Genomic DNA, 25,896 nt, shown 5'->3' with positions numbered 1-25,896 from the left:
GGAAATAAATGTCGAAAATAGTTAACTATGGCATCATCGGCTGCGGGATGATGGGGCAGGAACATCTGCGCAATATAGCGCTTTTGCCAGATACGCGGGTCGCTGCGGTCTTTGAACCCGATGCCGCCATGGCGGCCGCCGCAAAGGCGCTTGCACCAGAGGCCGCGTTTGTCACTTCGGTCGAGGCGCTTCTGGCGCACCCCGCGCTTGACTGCCTGCTGATCGTCAGCCCGAACCATCTGCATCTTGAGCAACTGGAGCAGATCGCCGCCACCCGGCCGCTGCCCGTTCTTGTGGAGAAGCCGCTTTACATCTCTGTCGGTCAAGTGGCGCGGGTCGCCGTGCTGCGCGGGGCGTATCCGGCGCCGGTCTGGGTCGCAATGGAATACCGCTATATGCCGCCCGTGGCCGCCCTGATCGCGCAGGCAGAGCAGGCGACGGGTGGAGTAAAGATGCTGACCATCCGCGAGCATCGCTTTCCCTTTCTGCAAAAGGTCGGAAACTGGAACCGCTTCAACGCGCAGTCCGGCGGAACGCTGGTGGAAAAATGCTGTCACTTCTTCGATCTGATGGCGCTGGTGGTTGCATCTGAACCGGTGCGCGTCATGGCCTCTGCCGGTCAGTCGGTGAACCATCTGCACGAGGTCTATGACGGGCAGGTGTCCGACATCTGGGACAATGGCTATGTCATCGTTGATTTTGCCAATGGTGCACGGGCGATGCTGGAACTGTGCATGTTCGCCGAAGGTGCGCGCTATCAGGAAGAGATCAGCGCGGTCGGGCCAAAGGGCAAGATCGAATGTCTGGTGCCGGGGCCGGGGCGGTTCTGGCCCGCGCATCTGGGCGCGGCCCCCGTGCCGCAACTGATCGTCAGCCCGCGCGACCCAAAGGGGCCGGTCGTTCTGGATATTCCCGTCGATCCGGCGCTGTTGGCGGCAGGCGACCACAACGGCTCAACCTATTACCAGCACGCCAAATTTCTAGAGGTCGTGCGCGGGACAGGCCCGATAGAGGTCACGCTGGCGGACGGCGCGCGCGCGGTGGCCATGGGCCTTGCCGCGCAACGCTCTGCCGAAACGGGCCAGGCGGTTACGTTGTAAAGCTGTCCGCGAACATATCCCGCAGCACGTTTTTCTGGACCTTGCCCATCGTGTTGCGGGGCAGTTCGTCCATCACCACAATGCGCTTTGGCTGCTTGAAACGGGCGATGCGCGGCTTGATGTCGGCCATGATCGCGTCGGTGTCGATCTGTTTGCCGCTCGATGGCACCAGAACCGCCACCACGCCTTCGCCAAAGTCGGGATGCGGCACGCCGATCACCGCGCTTTCCATTACGCAGTCCTGCTCGTCCAGCATCAGCTCCACCTCTTTGGGGTAGATGTTGTAGCCGCCCGAAATGATCAGATCCTTGCCGCGCCCGACAATCTGCACATAGCCCTGATCGTCGATCACCCCCAGATCGCCGGTGATAAAGAACCCGTCCTCGCGCAGTTCCTCGCGGGTCTTTTCCGGCATCTGCCAGTAGCCCTTGAACACATTCGGCCCACGCACCTCGATCACGCCGATCTCGCCCTGCGGCAGGGTGGCGCCGGTGGCGGGGTCCGTGACCTTCAACTCGACACCGGGCAGGGGAAAGCCCACCGTGCCCGCGCGGCGCGTGCCGTCGTAAGGGTTAGAGGTGTTCATGTTGGTTTCGGTCATGCCATAGCGTTCCAGAATCCGGTGGCCGGTGCGGTCCTCGAATTGCACATGGGTCTCGGACAAAAGTGGCGCACTGCCCGACACGAACAGGCGCATATGCGCGGTCAGCTCTTTGGTAAACGCCGGATCGTCCAGCAGGCGGGTGTAGAACGTCGGCACACCCATCATCACCGTGGCCTTAGGCATTTGCGCGATCATCACGGCGGGGTCGAATTTTGGCAGGAAGATCATCGCGCTGCCCGCCAGCAGGGTGACATTCGTCGCCACAAACAGCCCGTGCGTGTGGAAGATCGGCAAGGCATGCAGCAGCACGTCGCGGGATGTGAACCGCCAGTAGTCCACCAGCGTCTGCGCGTTCGACAACAGGTTGGTCTGCGTCAGCATCGCCCCCTTGGACCGCCCCGTGGTGCCAGAGGTATAGAGGAACGCGGCAAGGTCATCGCCGGTGCGGTCCACCGTGGCAAAACGGTCGGACTTGGTCACGGCGACGGCGGAAAAGCTGCCCGAACCGTCGGCGTTCATCGTCATCAGGCCGGCACCTGCGTTTGCCGCAATCGGGGTCAGCCCGACGGCATTGCGAACGTCACAGATCAGCAGTCTGGCACCGGAATTCTCGACGAAATACTGCACCTCTTCGGGCATATATCCGGTGTTCAACGGCAAAAAGATCACGCCGGTCTGGACGCAGGCGGCATAGATCGCCAGCGCCTCGGGTGATTTTTCGATCTGCACGGCAAGGCGGTCGCCCGCAACAAGGCCCTCGTCGGTGATGGTATGGGCAAAGCGCCCCGCCAGTTTCAGAAAGGCGTCATAGGTCAGCGTGCTGCCATCCGTCAGGTGAAGAAAGGGGGCCTGACTGCCGGAATGGCGTCCGAACAGCGCGTCATACAGCACATTAGGCATTGCTTGGTGTCCTTGTCTTGTCGCCCGCCTTTGCGGCGGTCATTCCTGTCGTCCGGGCGGTGCGGGCCAGCGCCTGAACCGGCTTGCTGGCAACGACCTTGCGGGTCGATGCGAAATCCTCGTGATTTTCCTCGATCCGGTTAGAATCGTAAAGGTAATTCACCATCGCGCCGCAGGATGCGTTCAGCCCGTTGGCGGATGTATCGGCCATTGCGTGAATCTCGTGCACAAGGGCGCCGTTGTTCAGATGGAACCGCGCAACGGGATCGGCGGGCAGGCCGTTGTCGCGCTTGGCCTCCAGCAGGTAATGGGCGGCGATGGCGCGCAGCGGGTCGGCCTCGGCGGTCAGTTTTTTCGTATCGCCCTGACGTGCGGCATAGCGCAGGGCGGTGATCCGTTCGTCGTCCTGCCCGTCCATCCAGCGGCCAAGGCCGGGAATAGGGGACAGGGTCACAAAGGTCTTCAGATGCGGCAGGTCGCGCGACAGATCGGCCACCACCTGTTTGATCAGCGAGTTGCCGAAGGAAATTCCGGCAAGCCCCGACTGGCAATTCGAGATCGAGTAGAAGACCGCCGTATCGGCATCCGTGGCCCGCACCGGCGCGCGTTCCTCGGCCAGAACGGCCTGAATGGAACCGGGGATACCCTTGGCAAGCGCGACCTCGACGAAAATCAGCGGATCGTCGGGCATCGCTGGGTGGAAGAACGCATAGCAGCGGCGGTCTTCGGGTTGCAGGCGGCGGCGCAGGTCGTCCCAACTGTCGATCGCATGAACGGCTTCGTAGGCGATGATGCGTTCCAAAACGCTGGCGGGCGTGTCCCAGTTGATCCGGCGCAGCACCAGAAACCCGCGATTGAACCAGGACGAAAACAGGTGCTGAAAATCCTGATCGGTGCGCAGCAGGGCCGGGTCGTCTTTGGCAAAGCGCAACAGATCCGTGCGCATGGCCACCAGTCGCGCGGTGGCGCCGGGCACCTGGTTCAGGCGGCGCGCCAGCTCCTGTCGCGGGGCCTCGGCGATGCGCAACAGGGCGCTGTAGGTCGCTTTGTTGCGGTCCGCGCCATACTCTGTCGCGGCTTGGGCCACAGCCGCAGGATCGACATCCATATCGCGGGTCAGGAATTGAAAGAACGCCAGCCGTCCCGCATCCTCCAGCGCCTCGAAGCGGTCAAGGATCATGCGGGCCAACTGCATCCCCGACACATCGCCACGGCTGGTCAACAGGTCGTGGCACATCGCCTCTATCGGGCGGCGGCCCTTGGTCGGTTCGCTGAAGTAGCGGCGTTCGAACAGGGTGGACAGAAGGTCGGTCAACCGGGTCATCGGGCAGCCCCCATCACATAGTCGGGCAGCCATGTGGCGATGCCCGGAAAGAAGCACAGCAGGATTATAGCCACAAACATGCAAACCACAAAGGGCATCGACCCCAGCAGGATGGTTTTCAGCGGAATGTCAGGGGCGATGCCGTTGATCACATAAAGGTTCAGACCGACGGGCGGAGTGATCAGGCCCACCTCCATGTTGATGGTCAGGATCACCGCGAACCAGATCGGGTCAAACCCCGCGATCGTGATGATCGGCAACAAGATGGGGGCGGCCATCAGGATCACGGCAACAGGGGGCAGAAAGAACCCCGCGACCAGCAGAAACACGTTGATGACGGCCATCAGCACCCAGCGGTTCACGTCCAGCGTACCGATCCACTGCGCAATGCTTTGGGTGATGGAAAGCGACGACAGCATATAGGAAAACACGCCCGCCGCGCCGATGATGAACAGGATCATCACCGATTCCTTGGTGCTGTCGCGCAGGATCACCCACAGCTTGCGCGGGTTATAAAGGCGGTAGATCACCATGGCGATCACAACGCACAGAACGGCCCCCACTGCAGCGGTTTCAGATGGCGTCGCGATGCCGCCATACATGGCATAAAGCACACCTGCGATGATCAGAAGGAAGGGAATGACGCGGGGCAGGATCTCGAATTTTTCTGCCCAGGAATAGGTGACGGGCGACAGAACCGCCCCCGCGCCGGACCGCCAGGTCGAATAGATCGCCCATGCCATGAACAGTCCGACCAGCATCAGGCCCGGAATGACACCTGCCAGAAACAGACGGCCGATCGAGGTTTCCGTGGCGATGCCGTAGACGATCATCGTGACGGATGGCGGGATCAGGATGCCCAGGGTGCCCCCCGCCGCGATAGACCCCGCAGCGACGCCGTCGGGATAGCCGCGTTTGCGCATCTCGGGGATGCCCATCTTGCCGATGGCGGCGCAGGTGGCAGGGGACGACCCCGACATCGCGGCGAACAGCGCACAGGCCCCGAGGTTAGAGATGACAAGCCCGCCGGGCACACGGGTCAACCACCGCTCCAGCGCCTCGTAAAGATCGGCGCCCGCACGGGTCGAGGCGATAGAGGCGCCCATGATGATGAACATCGGGATCGACAGCAGGGCGAAATTGTTCAGGTCACCGAACAGGATTTCCGGCATCAGCTCCAGGCTGCGGGTGCCGTCGAAAACCACCAAAAAGAAACCGGCAACGACCAGCAGCCCCATGGCCACCGACAGGCCCGAAAACAGAACAAGGATGGTGGACAGGCCGACAAGGGCCCCAAGAATAAGCGGGTCCATTATGCTTCCTCCAACCCAAAGGGCGTATCGATTTTCAGGATCAGGGCCACAAGATCGGCGATCAGTTGCAGCAACAAAAGGCCAAAGCCCACAGGGATGGACAGATAGGGGATCCAAAGGCGGACGGCCCAGACGGTTTCCGATGTCCAGCCGCGCGCATAGGCCTCGTGCCAGACGTCATAGCCATACCAGAACATCAACCCGATGATCCCGATCGCCACCACGGATGTGCCTATCGCCAGGGCCCGCCGCGCGCGCCCCTTCAGCATCATCGGAAACAGATCGACATTCACATGACCCCGCAGCAACTGCACAAAGGGCAGGCCAACAAGCGTCGATGCGATGGCAAGATAGATCACCGCCTCTGTCTGCCAAATGGTCGATCCGTTCAGAACAAAGCGGATGAAAATCATCTGGCAGGTGATCAGAACCGCAGTCACGATCATCAGGGCCGATGCCCAGCCGCAGAGTGTGGAAATTGCAGCAACGGCCTTCAGAAACGGGTTGTTTCCCGGTCGCAAGGCGGTGGCAGAGCTTTGAATGGACATGCTCTTGGCCCTTTTATGAATGTGAAATGCAGGACGTGCGGGCCACGTCACGCGCGGCCCGCAAAGCTGTCGGATTTATTCGACGGCCAGTGCCAGATCAAGAAGCTCCTGACCGTTTGGCAGGTCTTCGACGAAGGCCTTGTAGGAGCTTTCCTTGGCCAGATCCTGCCACATGGTGAACTCTTCCGGGCTCATCTTGGCGATTTCCACGCCCGCATCGGCAAAGACCTTGGCAGAGGCGTCGTCCTCCAGTTTCGCTTCTGTCAGATAGAACGCCTGTGCCTTTTCGCCAGCAGTCTTCAACGCGGCCTGCTGATCGGCAGTCAGGCCGTCAAAGGTGGATTTGTTCACCAATAGCGGCTGATACATGAACCACAGTGCGACATCGCTGGCAGGGGTATAGCATTTAACCTGCTCGTAGACGCGGTAGGACACAAACGACGAGGACGACGTGTTGGTCGCATCCAGAACGCCGGTCTGCATGGCGTTATAGATCTCGGAGGAGGCCATAGAGGCGATAGAGGCCCCCGCTGCGGCCAGCATCTGCTCGAACGCCTTGCCTGCGGCCCGGATTTTCAGACCTGCGACATCCGAAGGCTTGGTGATGCAGCCCTTGGTGCTGGCAAAGCCGCCCGCAAGATAGCCATGCACCAGAACCATGACATCATCGCCGGCCATGATCTCTTCCAGCTTCGCCATGAAAGGTGACGTGTTCATGCGCGCGGCATGATCGTGGTTCTTGATCAGGCCGGGCATCAGCGTCAGGTTATAGGCGGGCTGCTGGCCACCGGCATAGGACAGGGGCAGAACGGTCATGTCCAGCTGGCCGCGCGACAGGGGCTTGTATTGCTCGGTTGCCTTGAACAGCGAGGCCGAAGGGAAAATCGTGATGTTCAGGTCAACACCTGCGGCGGCGACATCGTCGGCCACCATTTGTGCAACCTTGTGGCGGACGTCGCCGGTGGACCACTGGTGCGACAGGCGCAGTTCGGTGGCAGAGGCCGATACGGCAAAGGCGGCTGTTACCGCGATGGCCGACACGGCAGTCATGATGGTGCGTTTCATTTCTTTCCTCCCTGAAAGATTCTGTCACGCAGGTCTCCCGCCCGCGTGACGCTACGATAACACTAGAGTTTGTGCATCCAGAGTCAATAATCTTGTATACAATAAATACAGGATTGAATTCAAAGCGGGGCGGACGCATAGTCAGGGCATGGAACTCAGGCGTGCAGACAGCATCCGCGAAAAGCTGGAACAGATGGTCGTGGTCGGTGATTTCGCCGATGGCGAACGGTTGGACGAGGTCACCCTGTCCGAGAAATTCGGCGTTTCGCGCACACCCCTGCGCGAGGCCCTTCAAATGCTGGCGGCCTCGGGGCTTGTGGAATTGATCCCACGGCGCGGCGCCTTTGTCCGGCACCCCGGTCTGGTCGAGCTGGTTGAGATGTTCGAGGTGATGGCGGGGCTGGAGGCCATGTGCGGCCGTCTTGCGGCGCGGCGCATTTCCGATGCCGATCTGGCCGACCTGAAACAGACCGAACGCGCCTGTCAGGCGGCGGTCACGGCGGGCGACACCGACAACTACTATTTCGAGAACGAGCGGTTTCACCACCTGATCTACCACGCCAGCGGCAACAGCTTTATGGCGGCCGAGGCAGAGCGCCTGCACAAACGCCTGCAACCGTTCCGCAGGATGCAGCTGCGGGTGCGCGGGCGGATGGCGCAGTCTATGGACGAACACAAGCGTGTCGTCGCGGCGCTTGAGGCAGGCAATGCCGATCAGGTAGCCGAGGCCCTGCATGAACACGTCGCCATTCAGGGCGAGAAATTCAACGATCTGATGGCAGGCTATGCAAGGCCCGGTGCCCGCAAGGCCGGATAGACTTGCACCTGTTCCTTTTGCAGGGAATAAGGGCCGCATGACACAGCATATGCCCTTTACTTCGGTGATTTTCGACCTTGACGGAACGCTGATCCACAGCGCCCCCGACATCCATGCGGCCACCGCGCAGATCCTGTCGGAAATCGACCGGCCGACACTGGATCTGGACACGATCATCTCGATGATCGGACGCGGGATAGAGGTGCTTCTGGCGCGCGCGCTGACCGCCACGGGCGGACGCCCCGCGCCGGATGAAGAGGCAAAGATCCTGTCCCGTTTCCGCGTCATCTATAACAGCCGCCTGACCGTGCTGACGCGCGCCTATGACGGCGTGCCGGAGATGCTGGCGCAGCTTTCATCCGCAGGCGTGCAACTGGGTCTGTGCACCAACAAACCCGAAGCCCCGGCCCGCGAGGCGATGCAGGCGCTTGATCTGTTGCGTTATTTCCCCGTCGTTGTGGGCGGCGATACCCTGAGCGTCAAGAAACCCGACGCGGCGCCTTTGCTGCATTGCATGACCCTGATGTCCGCCGATCCCGCGCGCACCCTTTATGTCGGCGACAGCGAGACGGACTATAGGACGGCGCGCAACGCGGGCCTTCCCATTGCCTATTTCACCGGGGGCTATCAGGTCACACCGATCGCGGGCTACGCACCCGAGTTCGAACTGGCATGCACTGCGGACGTGACCCGCCACACCTTGTTCTAGCCCATCTTCTCGGACCAAATACTCACCCCGCGCGGAGCGCGGAAAATCCTTGTTCAAGGATTTTGCCTTCGGCGGGGATATTTGCAGAAGTAAGATGATCAGGGTCGGTGCTGCATCAGACACCCATAAGCCGCAGGCAAAGGCGGCAGTCCGGCCATATCCAGGCCAGGGCTTCATTGGACCTGATCAGCGGCTTTCCCGATCGCAGTTCTGCCTGCGCGACGATGTCCAGCGCGCTCAGGTTGGTGCAGGACAGGACGACCGCCTCGATCATCGGATCAGCACCGATCCGCAACGCGCGGCAAGACTAGAGGCGGGATCAATACGCGCCACACGGGCCTCGGTTTCTTCGTCTAAGGACGCGAAAGCCTGCACGGTCAGGCCGCAGTCGGTCAGCGCCTGTCGCAAGGCGGCGGAAACATCGGCGATATAGGCCGAGATCAAGCCGATCCGCCGGACCCTGAGGGCCCGACAGGCCGCGATCACAGCGGCCAGCGGGTTGGTGACATGCGCGGTGTCGGCGGTTTGTTTGACCAACCGCGCGGGCAAAGTCCGGCACATGGTCAAAGGCGCGGGTGGCAAGGTCGCAGGCGGCGCGAATTCGTGAAATCTCGGCGGGGGATTTCACCTCGCGCACGCGGCGGACCGTGCCGGTCGCATCGGTAAAGGGGCCGGGCACACGGGCCTTGACGCGTTCGAAATCCGCCAGAGGCATGCGCAGATGTGTTTCCGGGCCCATGGGGTGCCGATGCGGCCGTTCGGTGGTGTTATCTCTGTCAGGGTTTCTGCAAGCAGAGTAACGCCGTCGTCCATCAGATCGGGGGCGACCCATGTGTGGATGTCGGTGACGCATGTCCGATGAGCGCAGGCGTTGGAAGAAACTGTCCGGCACGGTTCGCGCCAGATAGATCACCGCCCTTGCGCCGAAAACCCTGGCACCGGCTGCGACCGACATGCCGTGATTGCCCGCACTTGCCGCGACATAGGTGCGTGTGCTGACGTCGCCTGCAGCTGCGTCGCGGGCAATGACAAACTCGGCCCCGAGCAGCTTGAAGCTACCAAGACCCTTGCGGCTGCGTTCGTCCTTGACCCAGACTTCGGCAACTCCGGCGGTGCCCGTGGCCTTGATCAGGGGGATGGTATGGGCCGCAGGGCACTACGCCAGAAGCGCCTGAACGGCACCCGCATTGACCAAAGGACAGGGCGCGGGTGGGTTGGCAGACCGGGACCGCGAAAGGGATTTGCGTAGCCATGCATTGCGGGCCCCTCAGGTCAGCACGACGGCCACAACGGTCATGCAATCGCCCATCTGGATCACCCCCGGAAAATGCCGTGCGGTGACAAGACCGGCGCGGTTGGCGGTATAGGTGACGGGGGGCTGACCGCTGCGGTCAACAGACCAGATGCGGGCGACGGGCTGGTCCTTGGTGACGGTATCGCCCAGATCGACAAGCGGCTCGAACAGGCCTGCGTCGTTCGAAATCACAAAGCAATCGCTATCCGGCATATCCAGCATGACACTGGGCGCGATGTCCGGCCTGCCGTTCAGGATACCCGCATGGATCAGCAGGTTTCGCGCGCCCTTTCTTGCAATTCCAATGGTTTGCGTTGTCGCTGTGCCGCCGCCGCCCAGTTCGGTTGTCACGAACACCTTGCCCTGCGCCTCGACGGCGGTATCATACATTGCGGCCCCGTCAATTTCCAGCATCCGCATCGAATAGGGCGCATTGAAGGCCATCATCGCGGCCTCGGATGCGGCCTGTTGGCGTGCGTCGGGCAGGATGTGGATGGCGGCGAAGGGCAGGAAATCCAGCGTTTTACCGCCCGAGTGGAAATCAAGCACGACATCGGCCATCGGTACCAGCACCCGGTTGAAGTAATCCGCGATCTTGGATGTCGCCGTGCCCGCTGGATCGCCCGGAAAGGCGCGGTTCAGGTTGACCTGATCAATGGGAGAGACCCGCGTGCCCGCCTGAACAGCAGGCGCATTGAAGAAGGGCACGATGATGACGCGGCCTGTGATCCGGTCGGCGGTCAGGGTCGCGGCAAGCTGTTGCAGCGCCACCGGCCCTTCGTATTCGTCACCGTGGTTTCCACCCGTCAGCAGGGCGGTGGGGCCATTGCCGTTTTGCACCACGGTGATCGGGATCATCACCGCCCCCCACGCGCTGTCGTTGCGGCTGTGGGGCAGACGCAGGAACCCGTGGTGGACGCCGTCGCGGTCCAGCGGGATCGTGGGGCGGATCGGGTTTGCGGTCATCGGGTCAGTCCTTGACGAAAAGTATGCGCGGGGTGTTGCAAAGGCATTCCGCTCCGGTTTCGGTGATCAGGATCGGTTCGGTGATTTCCAGCCCGCCGTCGTCCAGCCAAAGCGCGGGCATGAAGTGGAAGGTCATGCCGGCCTGCAACACGGTCTTGTCGCCGCGCCGGAACGAGATCGTGCGCTCGCCCCAGTCTGGGGGGTAGGACAGGCCGATGGCATAGCCGCAGCGGCTGTCCTTTTCAAAGCCGTTGGCGTTCAGCGCGGCGTTGAAGGCATTGGCGATATCCTCGGCCAGATTGCCCGGTTTCGCCTGTTCCAGCCCGGCTTCGACCGCCTCCAGTACGGCGGATTCCGCGTCGCGGTAGGTTTGCGGCGGCTGGCCGAAGAACAGCGTGCGCGACTGCGGGCACTGATAGCGGCGGTGGGCGCCGGCGATCTCGAAAAACGTCGCCTCGCCGCGGCGCAACGGCTGGTCGTCCCATGTCAGATGCGGTGCGGTGGCATCCAGCCCGGAGGGGGCCATGGGCACAATGGCGGGGTAATCGCCCCAATGCCCGTCGGCGCCGGTGATGCCCGCGTGATAGATCTCGGCCACCAGATCGTTCTTGCGCATGCCCGGCTCGGCCTTTTGCAGGATGGTGTCGTGCATGTGTTCGACGATGCGGGCGGCGCGGCGGATGTAGTCGATCTCGCGCGGGGATTTGACGGCGCGTTGCCAGTTCACCAGTCCGGTGCTGTCGCGGATCACGGCCTTTGGCAGATGGGTCAAAAGGGTCATATGGGCGGCGGCGGTGTAGTAGTAGTTGTCGGTCTCGACGCCCAGACGCGCCGTTTCTGCACCCATGTCCCTGATCAGCGCGGCTAGTTCCTGCATCGGGTGCTTTTCGGGGTTCTGCACAAAGGTATCGTCATATCCGGTGATCCGGTCAGAGGGCATGAACACGGTGCGTTCCGCCCCGGCCATATCCATCGCGCGCCCCCACCACACCGGATCGCCCGTCGGCCCCAGAACCACCGCCTGATGCACATAGAACGACCAGCCGTCATAGCCGGTCAGCCATGACATGTTCGACGGGTCGGTGACCACGATCATATCAAGGCCCCTCTTGTCCATTTCGGCGCGGGTCAGGGCGATGCGGCGGTGGTATTCCGCAGTGGGAAAGTTTGCCTCGAAGGTGGACATGGGCGGGCGGTCCTTGGGCTAAAGGGTCTTGGCGACAGTATTCACCGCCGCGATCGTTGCGGCAACCACGGTGTCGATCTCGGCGCGGGTGATGCACAGCGGCGGCGCAAAGCCCAGAATGTCGCCCTGTGGCATGGCCCGCGCGATGACGCCCAGCTTTGCCACCTCGGCCGAGATCATCGGCCCGACCTTTTGCGCGGGGTCAAAGAACACGCGATCATCCTTGTCCTGCACGAATTCGACGGCGGCCAGCATGCCCTCTCCCCGCACATCGCCCACCAATGGGTGATCGGCCAACGCTGCTTTCAGCGATGCGTTCAGATAGGCGCCCTGCGCGCCCGCCGCCGCGACCAGACCAAGGTCGTCGATCAGTTTCAGGTTGGCGACACCCGCCGCTGCGCCGATGGGATGGGCGGAATAGGTCCAGCCGTGGCCGATGGGGCCGAAGGTGTCGGTGCCTTGCTCCAGCACCTTGAACACCTTGTCAGAGATGATCGAGCCGGACAAAGGCGCATAGGCAGAGGTCAGCCCCTTGGCGATGGTGATGATGTCGGGCGTCATGCCGAAATGGGTGCTGCCGAACATGGTGCCAAGGCGGCCAAAGCCGGTGACGACCTCGTCCGCGATCAGCAAAATGTCGTATTTCTTCAGCACCGGCTGGATCGCGGCCCAGTATCCGGCGGGGGGCGGAACGATGCCGCCGGTGCCCAGCATCGGTTCGGCGATAAAGGCGGCGACGGTGTCGGGGCCTTCGGTCAGGATCATCGCCTCAAGCTCTGCGGCGCAATGGGCGCTGAACTGCGCTTCGGTCATGCTGCGGTCTTCGCGGCGGAAATAATAAGGGGCCAGCGTGTGCTTGACCTGCGGCAGGGGCAGGTCGAACTGGTTATGGAACAGCGACAGACCGGTCAATGACCCCGTCATCAGGCCCGATCCGTGATAGCCACGCCAGCGACTGATGATCTTTTTCTTCGCGGGGCGGCCAAGGACGTTGTTGTAATACCAGACCAGTTTCACGTTTGTTTCGTTCGCGTCCGATCCGCTTTGGCCGAAATAGACCTTGGACATGGTGTCGGGCGCGCGGTCGATCACCATTTTCGCGCAGGTGATAGAGGCCTCTGTGCCGGTGCCGACGTAAGAGTGGTAATAGGCCAACTCATGCGCCTGTTTCGAAATCGCATCGGCGATTTCCGTCCGGCCATAGCCGACGTTGACGCAGTATAGCCCGGCGAAAGCATCCAGCAGGCGGGTGCCGTTGCGGTCCTCGATGAACACGCCCTTGCCGCCTGTGACGATCCTGTTGGGGCTTTCCCCGCGGGCGTGCTGCGCCAGATGGGTCGAGGGGTGGAAAAAGCTAGAGCGATCCCACTCGTCCAGTTGGTCATTCAGCAGCATGGCATCCTCCGGCAAAAAATCAGGTTTCGCGGAACCCTAGCAAGGATGGTGCAGAACATGGGTCCGAAAACGGGGGGCCGCGCAGACGAATCTTCGGTGTCTAGGGCCGGTCGGGACCAAGCAGCACATCAAAGGGCAGCGATGCCCCGGATTTCAGCGTCTTTGTAACGACATAGGTGTAATAGCGCGCGATGCCCGCGCCGCGGTCCAGCAGGTCATCCATCAGCCGCTGATAGCTGTCGATGTCGCGGGTGACGACCTGCACCAGATAGTCGAACCCGCCCCCCAGCGCCCAGCAGGCGGTGATTTGCGGTTCTGCCTCTGCCAGCGTCTCGAATGTCCTGAAACTGCCCGCGTCGTGGCGGTCCAGTTCCAGCGTCACAAAAATGGTGACATGGGGCGCGATTCGCTTCAATGCCACCTCGGCGCGGTAGCAGGTGATGACCCCTGCCGCCTCCAGCCGTTTCAGGCGTTCCCACGCGGGAGAGGCCGACAGATTGATCCGCGCCGCAAGATCGGCCTTGGAAATCCGCCCCTCGCGCGACAGGATTTTCAGGATCTCTATATCTCGGGCATCCAGTCGGGTCATTGTCGCCTGTTCGGGTTCCATCGGGTGGGTCGCCCAAGCCTTCGGTCAAATGACGCGGTTTGTCCAGAACCGGACCGCGATTGCCCGAGGGTCGCAGAGACCAAAGTGCCATAAACCAAAGTCGAATACGCAAACCCCGCCGACCGACCTAGCCTTTGCGCAGCCCTGAATGCCATCAGGGATCAAAGGGAGGGATACAATGAACCTAATAAATGCACTTGCTCTGTCGATCGGCGTGCTGGCCGCTGTTGCGACCTGGATTTGTCTGGGCACCGGTTTCGGGCTTCAGGTCTGGGCACTTTTCATCGGTTGGGGAAGCTTTTACCACACCGGCGGCAAGACCGAAGCCCTGACCAAATCATGCACCAACCATATCTGGGGTGTTGTCGTGGCAACTGTGGCGCTGTTGGTCGTGGGCACCGTTGGCGGCTCTGTCGTGGTGACATCCGTGCTGGTGGGGCTGTCGGTTGTGGTTCTGGTGATGGGCGCCCATCTTCGCGCGTTGTCGACCATTCCGGCCGGTGTGTACGGCTATGCGTCGACGGCGGCATTCGCCTTGCTGACCGGCGTGGCGATCGGCGATGTATCGGCGCTGATCCCGGCAAGCGCGCTGATCGCGGCTTCGCTGGTCCTTGGCAACGTCTTCGGCTTTGTGTCTGAAAAAGCCGCCGGTCTGATGGTCAAGTCCTAGACGGGGGGCGGGCAGGCCAGCGAAGGCCTGCCCGGACTTTCAGGCTTTCGGGCCGAAATCGGCCTGTGTCACGGCACCGTCGGCGTTCCGGTCAACCAGTGCCAGCCAGCCTTCTGCCTGTGTCAGAAACTCGTCCAGAGCGACCGAACCATCCGCGTTCACATCGTTGAAGGTCATTGCCATGCCTTCGTGCATCTTCTGTGCGCCCGCGCCGTGGCCCATACCGTTTTGCTGCGCGTCTTCGGCGCGGTGCGCGTCGAAGACGGCATATTCGGCAGCGTCCAACTGGCCGTCCGTGTTTTCGTCAAAGGTGTTGAACACGTTTGTGCGCTGCTCTTGCGCCTCGGCCAGTGTGACGGTGCCGTCGCTGTCCAGATCCCAGACGGACAGGAAATGGGCGCCGGGGCCGTCCTGTGCAATGGCGTTGCCTGCGGACAGGATAAGGGTGGCGGCGAGGATCAGTTTCATAGGAATTCCTTTGGATTATGCGGCTTGGGTTGGTTTAAGCTCTGCGATGGCCTGATGCTGGCTCAGGAACACGCGGCCCGTCAGGTGATGCAAAAAGTCGCTGGTTTTCAGGCGGTCCATGACGGGGCCTTTGACCTCTGACAGGTGGAAGGTGACGCCAAGGTCGCGCAGGCGTTCGTTGATCGCCTCAAGGCTTTCCAGCGCGCTCATGTCGATGGCGTTGACTGCGGGGCACATCAGGATGACATGCTTCAGGTCGGGGCGGGACGCAACCATGTCATAGACCTTGTCTTCCAGAAACCGGGCGTTGGCGAAATACAGGCTTTCGTCGACGCGCAGGGTCAGGATCTCGGGCTGGGTGACCACCTCGTGACGCAGCACATTGCGGAAATGCTCGGATCCGGGAACCTGACCGACGACTGCCATATGTGGGCGCGAGGTTTTAAACAGGTGGATCAGGATCGACAGGGCCACGCCCGCGCTGACGCCCGCCTCGACCCCGAACAACAGCGTCAGGACAATCGTAGCGGAAACCGCAGCGAAATCCGATTTCGAATAGGCCCATGTTTTTGGCAGAATGCTGAAATCCACCAGACTAAGTACAGCCACGATAATCGTCGCGGCAAGGGTTGCCTGCGGCAGGAAGTAGATCAGCGGTGTCAGTAGAAGGGCGGCAAAGGCAAGACCGACAGCGGTGTAGGCCCCCGCCGCGGGCGTTTCGGCGCCCGCGTCATAGTTGACCACCGACCGCGAAAATCCGCCCGTCACCGGATAGCCGCCTGTAAAGGCCGCGCCGATGTTGGCGGCCCCCAGACCGATCAGTTCCTGATCCGGCGTGATACGCTGACGTTTCTTGGCGGCAAGGGTCTGCGCCACGGAAATGGATTCCACAAACCCGATGACCGACAAAAGGATGGCAGAACCGATCAGGCTACCCCAAAGGTCGGGGGAAAACGACGGCATGGTCAGCGGTGGCAGGCTTTGCGGAACTTCGCCCACAACGCGCACGCCGTAATCCGCCAGACCGAACAGCCAGACGACAAGGGTGGTGACGACAACAGCGGCCACCGGACCGGCCTTTGTGCCGATGTCCGTCAGGCGCTTGCCCAGACCCGCGCGGATCAGAAGCGGTCGCAACCCCTTGCGCACCCAGAACAAAAAGGCGGTGGCGGATACGCCGATGACCAGCGTGATCAGGTTGGTGTCGCCCAGGTGGGTGAAAATCCCCTCCAGCATTTCGGGCATCGTGTCGCCCGAAACCTTGATGCCCAGAATATGTTTGATCTGGCTGGTGGCGATCAGCACGCCCGACGCGGTGATGAAACCCGCGATCACCGGATGCGACAGAAAGTTCGCCAGAAACCCCAGACGCAAAAAACCCATGCCCAGCAGGAACGCGCCCGACAGAAAGGCCAGCGTCAGGGCGGCGGTGATGTATTCGGGCGATCCGGGGGCCGCGACCTTGCCGATGGCGGCGGCGGTCATCAGTGACACAACGGCGACAGGCCCCACGGCCAGCGCGCGGCTGGTGCCGAAGATCGCGTAAAGGATGATCGGCACGATCGAGGCATAGATCCCCATTTCGGCCGGAAGCCCCGCGAGCAGCGCATAGGCCAGCGATTGCGGCACAAGCATGATGGTGACGATCACGGCGGCAACCAGATCGTTGGTCAGGTTGTCGCGGTTATACGTGCGGCCCCAGTCCAGAACAGGAACATAGCGGGCAAGGGAACGGATCAGGGCAGGCGAGGCCATCGGGCATGTCTTTCATCACAAGCAGGCACCAAGGGCGCGCGGGTGCGGCGCGCCATCGGGCAGGGGGAATTGGCCTGCACCCGCGCGGCGGCGCGTGCAAGCCGGCTGGACCCCGTTACGGGTCAGTTGGCGATTTCGGGTTTCGCCATCCATTCTTTCCCGCGCAGCATCCCTTTCCAGTAGATGGGCGGTAGGATCTTTTCCTTCAGCAGCCATGCGGCCCGCGACGGCTTGGTTCCGTCGATCAGCCATTTCGGGAAGGACGGCAACAGCTTGCCGCCGTATCCGAATTCGGCCAGCACGATCTTGCCGCGCTCTACCGTCAGCGGGCAGGAGCCATAACCGTTGTAATGCGCCACGGCAGACGCCCCGCGCATGTCCGCGATCAGGTTGTTGGCCACGATCGGGGCCTGCATCCGCGCGGCGGCGGCGGTTTTCGCGTTGGGCGCGTTCATCACATCGCCGAGCGACCAGATGTTGTCATAGGTCTTGTGGCGCAGGGTGGCCTGATCCACATCGACCCATCCGGCGGCATCGGCAAGCGGGCTGACGCGGATAAAATCGGGCGCGGTCTGGGGCGGAACAACATGGATCATGTCGAACTTCGCCTCGACCTCGGAGGTCGTGCCATCGGCGTCAGTCCTGGTGAACCATGCGGTTTTCGCGGGGCCGTCGATGCGTTTCAGTGTGTGCGTGAACTTCAGATCGACGCCGTAGCGGTCGATGTATTGCATCAATGCGGGGACATATTCCTTGACCCCGAACAGCACGCCGCCCGCGTTGTAGAACGCGATGTCGATGTTCTTGATCGCGCCGGTGCGGGTCCAGTGGTCGCCCGACAGATACATCGCCTTTTGCGGTGCACCCGCGCATTTTATCGGCATCGGCGGCTGGGTGAACAGCGCGCGGCCCTGCTTCATGTTTTGCACGAGGTTCCAGGTGTAAGGTGCCAGATCGTAACGGTAATTCGACGTGACGCCATTGCGGCCCAGTGTGTCCACCAGCCCCTCGATGCCATTCCAGTTCAGCTTAATCCCCGGCGCCACGATCATGCGGGTGTATTTCACCACGCGGCAGCCATCCAGAATGACCACGTTGTTCTGCGGCTCGAAGGCGCTGACGGCGGCCTTGATCCATTTGACCCCTTGGGGGATCAGCGAGGCCATCGTTTTCGCGGTCTCTTCGGCGGTGAAAATGCCACCACCGACCATCGTCCAGCCGGGCTGATAGTAATGCACATCGGCGGGATCAATGATGGCGATGTCCAGATCCTTGTCGCGCGACAGCAGGCTGGCGGCCACGGCAATACCGGCGGCACCGCCCCCGACGATCACGATGTCATGGACCACATCGGCCACATCGGTGGGCGTCCTGCCACCATTGGCAATGCGGCGGGCGACGCCGGACATGTCATAACCGGCGGCCTTGGTCGCGGACAGGATATCGGGAACCGGCGTGCCCTTGGCACCTTCGCCCAGCGACCACAGCGTGGCAGAGCGCGTGCCGGTGCGGCAATAGGCCAGAACCGGCCCCGGCAGTTCGGTCAGCGCGTCCGAGAATTTGGTCGCGTCATCGTCCTGCACCTTGCCGGGCGTGATCGGGATATAGCGCGCCTGCAACCCTGCGGCCCGGGCCTTTTTCTCGATCTCGGGAAAGGTCGGCTGATCGGCGCCTTCGCCATCGGGACGGTTGCAAATGACAGAGCGAAAGCCAAGCTTTGCGATCTCGGCCAGTTCGGCGACCTCGATTTGCGGGCTGACAGACAGTCCAGAGTTGATCTTCTTGATATCCATCGCGCGCGTTTCCTCCCGTGGATGGGTTACGATTTGAACCTGCCGTTACAGCAGGTTCAGTGGCACTTTCAGCATCGGATGCCCGTCTTTGTCTGTCGGCACCTCGCCCGCCCGCATGTTGACCTGCAAGGAGGGGATGATCAGCTTGGGCATATCCAGCGTCGCGTCCCGCTCTGTGCGGAACTTGACGAAGTCCTCTTTGGTCTTGCCTGTGCCGACATGGATGTTGTGCGCTTTTTCATCGCCCACGGTGGTTTCCCACTGGATCTCGCGACCGTTGGGGCCATAGTCGTGGCACATGAACAGGCGCATGGCGTCGGGCAGGGACAGAACCTTCTGAATGCTGTCATACAGGGTGCCGGCATCGCCACCGGGGAAATCGGCGCGGGCCGATCCGCCATCGGGCATGAACAGCGTGTCGCCGGTAAAGGTCGCGTCGCCGATCACATGCACCATGCAGGCGGGGGTGTGGCCGGGAGTATACATCGCAAAGGCGGGCATCGTGCCGATCATATAGGTGTCGCCATCCTTGAACAGACGGTCGAACTGCGACCCGTCGCGCTGGAATTCGGTGCCCTCGTTGAAGATTTTGCCGAAGGTTTCCTGCACGACCATGATCTTTTCGCCAACGCCGATCTTGCCGCCCAGTTTGTCCTGCAGATAGGGCGCGGCGGACAGGTGGTCGGCGTGGACGTGGGTTTCGATGATCCACTCCAGCGTCAGGTTGTTCTTTTTGATGTGGTCGATCAGCGCGTCGGCGTGGTCATAGGTGATCCGGCCAGCGGCATAGTCGATGTCCATCACACTGTCGATCACGGCGCAGGACTGGCTGTCGGGGTCCTTGACGATGTAGCTGATCGTGTTCGTCGCTTCGTCAAAGAACGCGGTAACCTCTGGGTGGATGTCCATGTTTACGGGATAGGTGGTCATCGGTCTCTCCATTCGGATGTTTCACGTCGGATGTAGCGGGAGATATATTAGGTATATTGAATATGTAAGTTTACATTTTGCCGCAGCCTGCGGGCGGGGGGGCCGTGGCCCGCGCGGTTATGCGCGGGACAGGACTGTTTTGCGGCTGTTCAGCCAGCGGGAGAACACAAGGCCCGCGACCATCGTGGCGACAAAAACGAAGGTCTCGGAATAACCAAGCCCAAGCGCCGGAATGGCACCACCGGGGCAAAAGCCCGCGATGCCCCAGCCGATGCCGAAAACGGCAGAGCCTGCGATCAGGCGCATGTCGATCGCCTTGTTCGTGGGGATTGCGAACTGATGCTCGAACATCGGCTTTGGCTGGCGACCCAGCACGATGCGGTAGCCCGCCATCGCAGTCAGCATGGCACCGCCCATCACGAAAATCAGGCTGGGGTCCCAAGTGCCGAACACATCGAAGAAGTTCAGCACTTTGGCGGGGTTCGCCATGCCCGATATCGCAATGCCAAGGCCGAAAACAGCGCCGACCAGCGCGGAAGATATATGTTTCAGCATGATTACAGTCCCAGAACGTGACGCGTGACATAGACCGTGACGAAGGTCGCGATCATGAAGGTGCAGGTGGCCACGAATGACCGGGGCGACAGGCGGGCCATACCGCACACGCCATGCCCGCTGGTGCAGCCAGAGCCATAGTAGACGCCGATGCCGACGATAAAGCCGCCGATGGCCAGCAGGGGTGTTGCGACGGGCACAGCGAAGGGGATCGATCCGCCAGCCATCACGAAAATCGCGGGTGCGGCAATTGCCCCCGCCAGAAACGCGGCGCGCAGGGGCCAGTCAGAGGCCAGCGGCGGGATCACACCGCCCAGAATGCCGGTCATACCGGCGATGCGCCCGTGAAGAGCCATGAACAGGACAGCGGCCAGCCCGATCAGGATGCCGCCGCCCAACGACAGGAAGGGAGTAAATTCGGTCATGTGTTTATTTCGCTTTGCAGGTGCTCGTGCCGAACAGGCGGTAGGCGGGGCAGAACCGGACCAGCGCGGTCAGCACCAGAACCAGCCCGACAGCGGGGACACCCCAGCGCACAGCGCCATTGGCCCAGATCGGCGAGGTGTAGACATAGGGCAGGGCGATCAGGATGGCGCCGACGATCAGGCGGATTATGCGATCTGTGGGGCCGACATTTGCGGATTTGAACATAGCGCGATTCCTTGTGTTGATATCTCGATGGGGATTACTTATATAAATAATCACTGATATTCAAGTAAGAGAATGTAAATGTCGGATATGACCGAACTCGGTCCAAAAATGGACGAGGCCGCACGCCTGATGCAGATGCTTTCCACACCTGTGCGCCTGCACCTTTTGTGCCTTCTTCTGGACGGAGAGAAAAGCGTCCAGACGCTTGTCGGGCAACTGGGCATGTCGCAACCTGCCGTCTCGCATCATCTTAAGCTGCTGCGCGAGGCGGGGCTGGTCAAGACACGCCGCGACGCCCAGACAATCTACAATTCCCTGAATGGTGCCGAAGTCGAAACAGTGCTGAACACACTGCACGGGATTTATTGCACATAATGCCGATGATGGCATTGACCCGGATCATTCCAGCGCCGGGTCACGGCCTATAGCGGCTGACGCAGGGCCTCGGCGATCCGCGCGCGGACTTCTTCGCTTTCCAGCGCGACAGCCCCCAATACAGCGCGCAATTCTCCGCGCACGCCGTGCAGCTGGTCGATCAGCCCGATCACAAGGGCAAGCGCGTCGTCGTCCAGATCGAACTGCTCTGACAGCTCGCACAGCAACTCCATCCGGGCCAGATCTATCTGGCGGAACATGTGGCCATCGCCGGTTTGCACGGGCGTTATGATCTCTGCCTCGATGAAGGACACAAGCCGTGTGCGGGTCAGTTGCGCGACGGCCAGAATGGCCTCTTCTTCGGAATAACGGTCGGTCATGTCGCCATCCCCTTTCGCGGATCATAGCTGTGGGTCTTGCGCCAGTCTTCCATAAAGGCGGCAAGCGCGTCGTCGATTTGCGGCGGCGAAACGATGCGCAGTTCGACCCGTTGGTCGCCCTTGGCGCCACCGCCCGCCGGTTTCACACCGCGCCCGCGCAGCCGCAGGATCTGGCCGCTGCTGGCGCCTTTGGGAACGGTCAGGTTGACACTGCCGGTGATGGTCGGCGCGGGAACCTTGGCCCCCAGAATGGCCTCGTCCAGGGTGATCGGCAGCGTGATGACGATGTCGTTGCCCTCGCGCCGGAACACGGGGTGCGGACGGATCGACAGGGTGACCAGCGCATCGCCCGCCGGGCCGCCGCCGAAACCGGGGCCGCCCTTGCCGCGCAGGCGGATCGTCTGGCCCTCGGCGGTGCCTTCGGGGATTGTAACCTCGAGGCCAGAGCCATCGGGCAGGGTGATCCGCGTTTTGCCACCGTTCGCCGCGTCAAGGAACGGCACCTCCAGCGAGAACCTCATGTCAGGGCCTGCCGCGCGAAAGCCGTGCTGCGACCGGCCTGCGCCGCCCTGACGGGCCTGCCGCAGAAAATCGCCAAAGATGTCGGATGTATCGCCAAAGCCCTCGAACCCTTCTGCGTCGTCGAACCTTTGGCCCGACCGGTAAGGGTTGCGGGGGGATTCCGCATAATCGCGGTAGAACTGCCGCTCGCGCCGTTCGGCCCCGCTGGCGTCGATTTCGCCACGGTCGAATTTTGCGCGGGTTTCGGGGTCCTTCAGCAGGTCATAGGCGTTGGACGCGGCTTTGAACCGCGCCTCGGCCTTGGGGTCGTCGGGGTTAAGATCGGGGTGGCTGGTCCGCGCAATCTTGCGGTAGGCCTTTTTGATCTCGTCCGCCGTTGCGGTTTTTGTCAATCCAAGGGACGCATAGGGATCGTCGGTCATGTTGCCTCCAGCCTAAGGGTGGTCTGCACATGCATTGAATATCGGGGAGACCGGTAAAAACAACAAGGGGTTGGATCGTCTGTGTGGTGCTATGCCGCGTCACGTCTGACCGGCGGATGTCGTGTTTGCGCCCTTAATCGACGATCGGTGGAAGCGATTGTTCCAGCTCTGCCCGAAGGTGGCTGTGCTGCGCCGGCAGTTTCAGGGCCTCGCCCAGATGCGCCCTGTCCTCGTCGCGCTCAAAGCCCGGCTCGTTTGTCGCCACCTCGAACAACACGCCGCCCGGAGTGCGAAAGTAGATCGCCCGGAAATAGTCGCGGTCGATCACCGGCGTTACTTTGTATCCTGCCCCGGTCAGCGCTTCGCGCACCTCCAGCTGGGCGGCACGGTTTTCCACCGCAAAGGCAATGTGATGCACGGACCCCGTCCCCTGTTTGGCCTGGGCGGTCTCTGGCAGGGTCTCGACGTCCAGCACGGTGGCGGCACTGCCTTGGGGCAAAGTGAACCGTGCGACGTTGCCCGCCGTTTCCTGCATGTCATACCCCATGAAGCGCAGCAGTTCGCCCATCGCGCTGCCGTCGCGCACCCGCAGTGACGCGGAATGGAACCCGCGGATCGCCGCGTCTGCGGGCACGCCGCCATCGGTCCAGCCGGTGCGGGTGTCGCCTTTTGCCTCTACAAGGGCAAAGCCCTCGCCGTCCGGTCCCTGAAAGCAAAGGCGCGCTTCGCCAAACCTTGTGTCTTGCACGATCTCGCCCGCATTGAAGGTCGCCAGCCGCTCCTTCCAGTAACCAAGCGCGCCTTCGGGAACGGCGAAAACGGTGGTTCCCACCTCACCCGTGCCCGCGCGGCCTTTGGGCATCTGCGGGAAGGGGAAATAGGTGAGGACAGAGCCGGGCGTGCCGGTCTCGTCGCCGTAATACAGGTGATACACATCCGGCGCGTCAAAGTTCACGGTCTTCTTGACCCGCCGCAACCCCAGCACCTTTGTGAAGAACGCGTTGTTGGTCCGGGCGTCGCTTGCGAGGGAGGTGATGTGATGCAGGCCTTGAATCCGCGTGATCATTCAGGTGCTCCTGTTGCAGGGGGCTGCGGTATGTTTGATACGACATAAGATAGGGGCATCCGGTGCGAATGATAAGACGCAAAACCTGCAAATGATGCGCGATCGACGGCGCGAACCCGCCACCCGCCACTGGCAAAGGCAGGACAGCGCAGGATCGCGGGCACTGTCCTGCCGACGGGTTACTCTGCCGCCTGTGCGGCCACCTGCGTCGGGATGTTGTGGTTGACGCGGAACAGGTTGCCCGGATCGTATTTCGCCTTGATCCGGCTAAGCCGTGGCAGGTTGTCGCCATAGGCGCCGCCAAGTCGCCCGCTTTCGTCCTCTGGCATGAAGTTCACATAGACGCTGCCCGTGGCATAGGGGGCCACCTTGTCGAACAGGTCGCGGGCCCAACCGATGCAGGCGCTGTCCTTTTTCGCATCCTCCCAGCGGGTGTGGACGTTCATCGTGAAATGCGCATTGCGTTGCGGAAAGGCGGTGGCATTGCCTGCAACCCGCGCCATCGCCCCGCCGACATGGGCGATGAAAATCTCGGACTGCGGATCGGGCAAGGTGTCGATCCCATCAAGGATGACCCCGATCGCCGTGTCGGACAGTTCGGTAAAATCGTGACTTTTCCAATAGTTGCGCGCACCCGGCACCAGAAGGTCAAACGCCGCCTGCCATCCGGTATAGGGATGCGGCGAAATCACATCGGCGATCGGGTCGCCAAGGGCGCGCAGGCCCACCATCGCCTTTTCCCCTGCGGCCATGTCGCCGGCATAGCAGGCGGCAAAGATCAGCACCTCTTTTCCGTGCCATTGCGCAGGCAGGAACGGCAGGGGCGGGGCCTTGCGCATCACCGCCCAGACGGTCAACTCATCCGGCGCATCGGCGCAGATCTGACGAAAGTCGCGCAACAGGGTTTTCGCCTGATCAATGGGATGCACGATCAGCCCCGACATCACCTGCGGCCCGATCGGGTGCAAGGCATAGTCGAACGAGGATACGACGCCGAAATTACCGCCACCCCCCCGAATGGCCCAGAACAGATCGGGGTTCTGGTCGGCGCTTGCGGTGCGGATGTTGCCGTCGGCGGTCACCACCTCGGCGGATACCAGATTGTCGATGGTCATGCCGTGCTTGCGGGTGATCCAGCCAAAGCCGCCGCCCAGCGTCAGCCCCGCGATGCCTGTGGTAGAGTTGACGCCGACGGGCACCGCCAATGCATGCGCCTGTGTTTCCTTGTCGACGTCGGACAAAAGGCACCCCGCGCCAACCCGCGCCCTGCGGCCCACCGGGTCCACATGGACCGACCGCATCTGCGACAGGTCCAGCATCACGGCGCCATCGGCCACCGCATGGCCCGCAATCTGGTGCCCGCCCGCGCGGACCGCCATCAGCACGCCGTTGTCGCGGGCAAAGTTCACCGCGGTCTGGATGTCGCTGGTTCCCAGCGCACGGATCACAAGGCCGGGGTGCCTGTCGATCATGCCGTTCCAGATTGTGCGCGCCGTGTCATAGCCCGCGTCACCCTTCAGCAGAACCGCGCCCCGCACGGCCCCGCGCAGGGCGTCCAGTGTGTCATCGGGAATTGTCTTTGTCCCTGAATCCAAAGCTTTCAAAGTGACAGTCATTTTCGTCTCCCTTGATTGAAATGGCAACGACACCCTGCCCGGAACACCGATCCACGGGCGAAGGGTCGCGCAAATTAACGCATCACAGCAAAAAAACCGGGTATTGTGACGGCACAGTCGGTCAGATCAAACGGGCCGCCGGGCACATATTATACCGATTCCCGATGATTGCCGATTGCACCCTTAGGTGGCCAGTCGCAGGTCTGGACCAAAAGGTTCAGTTTCTGGACTAGGCCGATCTGTGCTAAAGTCGCAGTGTCGTGCTTTGCATTCCGTTATCACGGAGGGACTTATGACCAAGGGAAGCTATAGGGCACCTCGATTTTTACGAGTTTTCAGCTCCACACCTCGGCGCTACCGGTTTGAAGGTGGCCGGAGACCACTGACTAGCGGGCCGGTGGGTGGTTTTGTGTCTGTCGCCTGGCTCTTTGCGCCGGGGCCACGCGGCCTCGCGGCCTGATCCGCGCTTCCGGTCGCCGGGTTTTCATGCCGGGCATGGGTTCAGGCGGCCCAGTTGCCCGAGACGGCGCATGTTGTAGGCGAGGTTCTTCATCCCGATCTTGGCCTTGGCCCGCACGAGGCCGATGGTTCGCACTAGGGTGCCGCCCATGTCATTGGCCTGCGCGCCAAAGATATGCTCGACCCGGACCCGCACGGTGGATTTGGTGCGGTTGCTCGCCTTAGCCTGCTGGGTCAGCGGCTTGCCCCGCTTGCCCTTGCGGTGAATGTGGCTGGTCAGCTTCCTGGCTTTCAGCACCGCTTCGATCTCGGCCGACCGATAGGCAGCGTCGGCCCAGACCCCGGAACCGGTGTTCCCCCGCGTCAACAATTGATCCACCGCCTGGCTGTCATGCACGGCGGC

28 protein-coding genes and 1 pseudogene are annotated in these 25,896 nt (G+C 61.9%); 5 read left to right on the top strand and 24 right to left on the bottom strand.

What is annotated here, in order from left to right:
* Window positions 1-8: 8 nt before the first annotated feature.
* Window positions 9-1,100, top strand: a complete 1,092-nt coding sequence (locus ACEN2R_RS05630; RefSeq protein WP_442040087.1) for a Gfo/Idh/MocA family protein — start codon at window positions 9-11, stop codon at window positions 1,098-1,100.
* On the opposite strand, the gene ACEN2R_RS05625 is transcribed toward ACEN2R_RS05630, so the two are convergent.
* From ACEN2R_RS05625 to dctP, 5 genes are all read right to left on the bottom strand, one after another.
* Window positions 1,090-2,604 (bottom strand): malonate--CoA ligase, encoded by a 1,515-nt coding sequence (locus ACEN2R_RS05625; protein ID WP_442040085.1) that lies wholly within the window; start codon window positions 2,602-2,604, stop codon window positions 1,090-1,092. The genes ACEN2R_RS05630 and ACEN2R_RS05625 overlap by 11 nt on opposite strands.
* Window positions 2,597-3,928, bottom strand: coding sequence for a malonyl-CoA decarboxylase (locus tag ACEN2R_RS05620; protein ID WP_442040083.1), 1,332 nt, complete (start codon window positions 3,926-3,928; stop codon window positions 2,597-2,599). Before ACEN2R_RS05620 ends, ACEN2R_RS05625 begins: the two co-directional genes overlap by 8 nt.
* Window positions 3,925-5,241 carry a TRAP transporter large permease gene (locus ACEN2R_RS05615; RefSeq protein ID WP_442040082.1) on the bottom strand — a complete coding sequence of 439 codons (1,317 nt, stop codon included), beginning with the start codon at window positions 5,239-5,241 and terminating at the stop codon, window positions 3,925-3,927. The genes ACEN2R_RS05620 and ACEN2R_RS05615 overlap by 4 nt, the downstream gene beginning before the upstream one ends.
* Window positions 5,241-5,789: a TRAP transporter small permease gene (locus tag ACEN2R_RS05610; protein ID WP_442040080.1), complete on the bottom strand. Its 549-nt coding sequence runs from the start codon at window positions 5,787-5,789 to the stop codon at window positions 5,241-5,243. The genes ACEN2R_RS05615 and ACEN2R_RS05610 overlap by 1 nt, the downstream gene beginning before the upstream one ends.
* 75 nt (window positions 5,790-5,864) lie before the next feature.
* A complete protein-coding gene (gene dctP / locus ACEN2R_RS05605) occupies window positions 5,865-6,854 on the bottom strand; it encodes a TRAP transporter substrate-binding protein DctP (protein WP_442040078.1) in 990 nt (329 codons plus the stop codon).
* 148 nt (window positions 6,855-7,002) lie between these two features.
* Here dctP and ACEN2R_RS05600 point away from each other — a divergent pair, with 148 nt between their 5' ends.
* Window positions 7,003-7,671, top strand: a complete 669-nt coding sequence (locus tag ACEN2R_RS05600) for a GntR family transcriptional regulator (RefSeq protein WP_442040076.1) — start codon at window positions 7,003-7,005, stop codon at window positions 7,669-7,671.
* 37 nt (window positions 7,672-7,708) lie between these two features.
* The gene (gene gph / locus ACEN2R_RS05595; protein ID WP_442040074.1) at window positions 7,709-8,380 is read left to right on the top strand and encodes a phosphoglycolate phosphatase; all 672 of its coding nucleotides are present in this window, start codon (window positions 7,709-7,711) and stop codon (window positions 8,378-8,380) included.
* A gap of 115 nt (window positions 8,381-8,495) precedes the next feature.
* Here the strand turns inward: gph and ACEN2R_RS05590 are convergent, their stop codons facing one another.
* The 7 genes and pseudogenes from ACEN2R_RS05590 to ACEN2R_RS05560 form a co-directional block, all read right to left on the bottom strand.
* The gene (locus ACEN2R_RS05590; protein WP_442040072.1) at window positions 8,496-8,654 is read right to left on the bottom strand and encodes a hypothetical protein; all 159 of its coding nucleotides are present in this window, start codon (window positions 8,652-8,654) and stop codon (window positions 8,496-8,498) included.
* Complete coding sequence (locus tag ACEN2R_RS05585; RefSeq protein WP_442040070.1) at window positions 8,651-8,941, bottom strand: hypothetical protein; 291 nt, start codon at window positions 8,939-8,941, stop codon at window positions 8,651-8,653. The genes ACEN2R_RS05590 and ACEN2R_RS05585 overlap by 4 nt, the downstream gene beginning before the upstream one ends.
* A gap of 358 nt (window positions 8,942-9,299) precedes the next feature.
* A pseudogene (locus tag ACEN2R_RS05580) lies at window positions 9,300-9,509 on the bottom strand (pyridoxal-phosphate dependent enzyme); the annotation flags it as partial.
* 138 nt (window positions 9,510-9,647) lie between these two features.
* Window positions 9,648-10,640, bottom strand: coding sequence for a N(2)-acetyl-L-2,4-diaminobutanoate deacetylase DoeB (gene doeB, locus ACEN2R_RS05575; protein ID WP_442040068.1), 993 nt, complete (start codon window positions 10,638-10,640; stop codon window positions 9,648-9,650).
* Between the two features lie 4 nt (window positions 10,641-10,644).
* Window positions 10,645-11,826 carry an ectoine hydrolase DoeA gene (gene doeA, locus ACEN2R_RS05570; RefSeq protein WP_442040066.1) on the bottom strand — a complete coding sequence of 394 codons (1,182 nt, stop codon included), beginning with the start codon at window positions 11,824-11,826 and terminating at the stop codon, window positions 10,645-10,647.
* A gap of 18 nt (window positions 11,827-11,844) precedes the next feature.
* Window positions 11,845-13,221 (bottom strand): aspartate aminotransferase family protein, encoded by a 1,377-nt coding sequence (locus tag ACEN2R_RS05565; RefSeq protein WP_442040064.1) that lies wholly within the window; start codon window positions 13,219-13,221, stop codon window positions 11,845-11,847.
* 100 nt (window positions 13,222-13,321) lie between these two features.
* Window positions 13,322-13,831 (bottom strand): Lrp/AsnC family transcriptional regulator, encoded by a 510-nt coding sequence (locus ACEN2R_RS05560; RefSeq protein WP_442040062.1) that lies wholly within the window; start codon window positions 13,829-13,831, stop codon window positions 13,322-13,324.
* A gap of 178 nt (window positions 13,832-14,009) precedes the next feature.
* On the opposite strand from ACEN2R_RS05560, the gene ACEN2R_RS05555 reads away from it, so the two are divergent.
* Window positions 14,010-14,501: a DUF1097 domain-containing protein gene (locus ACEN2R_RS05555; protein ID WP_442040060.1), complete on the top strand. Its 492-nt coding sequence runs from the start codon at window positions 14,010-14,012 to the stop codon at window positions 14,499-14,501.
* A 39-nt stretch (window positions 14,502-14,540) separates the two neighbouring features.
* Here ACEN2R_RS05555 and ACEN2R_RS05550 read toward each other — a convergent pair whose 3' ends face one another.
* The 7 genes from ACEN2R_RS05550 to ACEN2R_RS05520 all read right to left on the bottom strand — a co-directional run bounded on the left by ACEN2R_RS05550 (window position 14,541) and on the right by ACEN2R_RS05520 (window position 20,653).
* A complete protein-coding gene (locus ACEN2R_RS05550) occupies window positions 14,541-14,969 on the bottom strand; it encodes an EF-hand domain-containing protein (protein WP_442040058.1) in 429 nt (142 codons plus the stop codon).
* A 15-nt stretch (window positions 14,970-14,984) separates the two neighbouring features.
* Window positions 14,985-16,724, bottom strand: a complete 1,740-nt coding sequence (locus tag ACEN2R_RS05545; protein ID WP_442040056.1) for a SulP family inorganic anion transporter — start codon at window positions 16,722-16,724, stop codon at window positions 14,985-14,987.
* A gap of 122 nt (window positions 16,725-16,846) precedes the next feature.
* On the bottom strand, window positions 16,847-18,517 hold the full coding sequence (locus ACEN2R_RS05540) for a TIGR01244 family sulfur transferase (protein WP_442040054.1): 1,671 nt from the start codon (window positions 18,515-18,517) through the stop codon (window positions 16,847-16,849).
* Window positions 18,518-18,562: 45 nt separating this feature from the next.
* On the bottom strand, window positions 18,563-19,447 hold the full coding sequence (locus tag ACEN2R_RS05535; protein ID WP_442040052.1) for an MBL fold metallo-hydrolase: 885 nt from the start codon (window positions 19,445-19,447) through the stop codon (window positions 18,563-18,565).
* Window positions 19,448-19,564: 117 nt separating this feature from the next.
* Complete coding sequence (locus ACEN2R_RS05530) at window positions 19,565-19,999, bottom strand: DUF6691 family protein (protein WP_442040428.1); 435 nt, start codon at window positions 19,997-19,999, stop codon at window positions 19,565-19,567.
* 5 nt (window positions 20,000-20,004) lie between these two features.
* Window positions 20,005-20,427, bottom strand: a complete 423-nt coding sequence (locus ACEN2R_RS05525; RefSeq protein WP_442040050.1) for a YeeE/YedE family protein — start codon at window positions 20,425-20,427, stop codon at window positions 20,005-20,007.
* A gap of 4 nt (window positions 20,428-20,431) precedes the next feature.
* Window positions 20,432-20,653 (bottom strand): YgaP family membrane protein, encoded by a 222-nt coding sequence (locus tag ACEN2R_RS05520; protein ID WP_442040048.1) that lies wholly within the window; start codon window positions 20,651-20,653, stop codon window positions 20,432-20,434.
* A gap of 78 nt (window positions 20,654-20,731) precedes the next feature.
* Here ACEN2R_RS05520 and ACEN2R_RS05515 point away from each other — a divergent pair, with 78 nt between their 5' ends.
* Window positions 20,732-21,028 carry an ArsR/SmtB family transcription factor gene (locus ACEN2R_RS05515; RefSeq protein ID WP_442040046.1) on the top strand — a complete coding sequence of 99 codons (297 nt, stop codon included), beginning with the start codon at window positions 20,732-20,734 and terminating at the stop codon, window positions 21,026-21,028.
* Between the two features lie 47 nt (window positions 21,029-21,075).
* Here the strand turns inward: ACEN2R_RS05515 and ACEN2R_RS05510 are convergent, their stop codons facing one another.
* From ACEN2R_RS05510 to ACEN2R_RS05490, 5 genes are all read right to left on the bottom strand, one after another.
* Window positions 21,076-21,408, bottom strand: a complete 333-nt coding sequence (locus ACEN2R_RS05510) for a hypothetical protein (RefSeq protein ID WP_442040044.1) — start codon at window positions 21,406-21,408, stop codon at window positions 21,076-21,078.
* Complete coding sequence (locus ACEN2R_RS05505; RefSeq protein ID WP_442040042.1) at window positions 21,405-22,352, bottom strand: DnaJ C-terminal domain-containing protein; 948 nt, start codon at window positions 22,350-22,352, stop codon at window positions 21,405-21,407. Before ACEN2R_RS05505 ends, ACEN2R_RS05510 begins: the two co-directional genes overlap by 4 nt.
* A 133-nt stretch (window positions 22,353-22,485) precedes the next feature.
* Window positions 22,486-23,418 carry a VOC family protein gene (locus ACEN2R_RS05500; protein WP_442040040.1) on the bottom strand — a complete coding sequence of 311 codons (933 nt, stop codon included), beginning with the start codon at window positions 23,416-23,418 and terminating at the stop codon, window positions 22,486-22,488.
* Between the two features lie 179 nt (window positions 23,419-23,597).
* Complete coding sequence (locus tag ACEN2R_RS05495) at window positions 23,598-25,034, bottom strand: FAD-binding oxidoreductase (protein WP_442040038.1); 1,437 nt, start codon at window positions 25,032-25,034, stop codon at window positions 23,598-23,600.
* A 484-nt stretch (window positions 25,035-25,518) separates the two neighbouring features.
* Window positions 25,519-25,896, bottom strand: a 378-nt coding sequence (locus tag ACEN2R_RS05490) for a transposase (RefSeq protein ID WP_442040036.1), incomplete at its 5' end; no start/stop codon positions are given.

The sequence above is a fragment of the Pseudogemmobacter sp. W21_MBD1_M6 genome (assembly GCF_052119585.1).
Taxonomy (GTDB): domain Bacteria; phylum Pseudomonadota; class Alphaproteobacteria; order Rhodobacterales; family Rhodobacteraceae; genus JBGQOJ01.
Note: the sequence above shows the minus strand (reverse complement) of the source record. Positions and strands in the feature narration are given on the sequence as shown.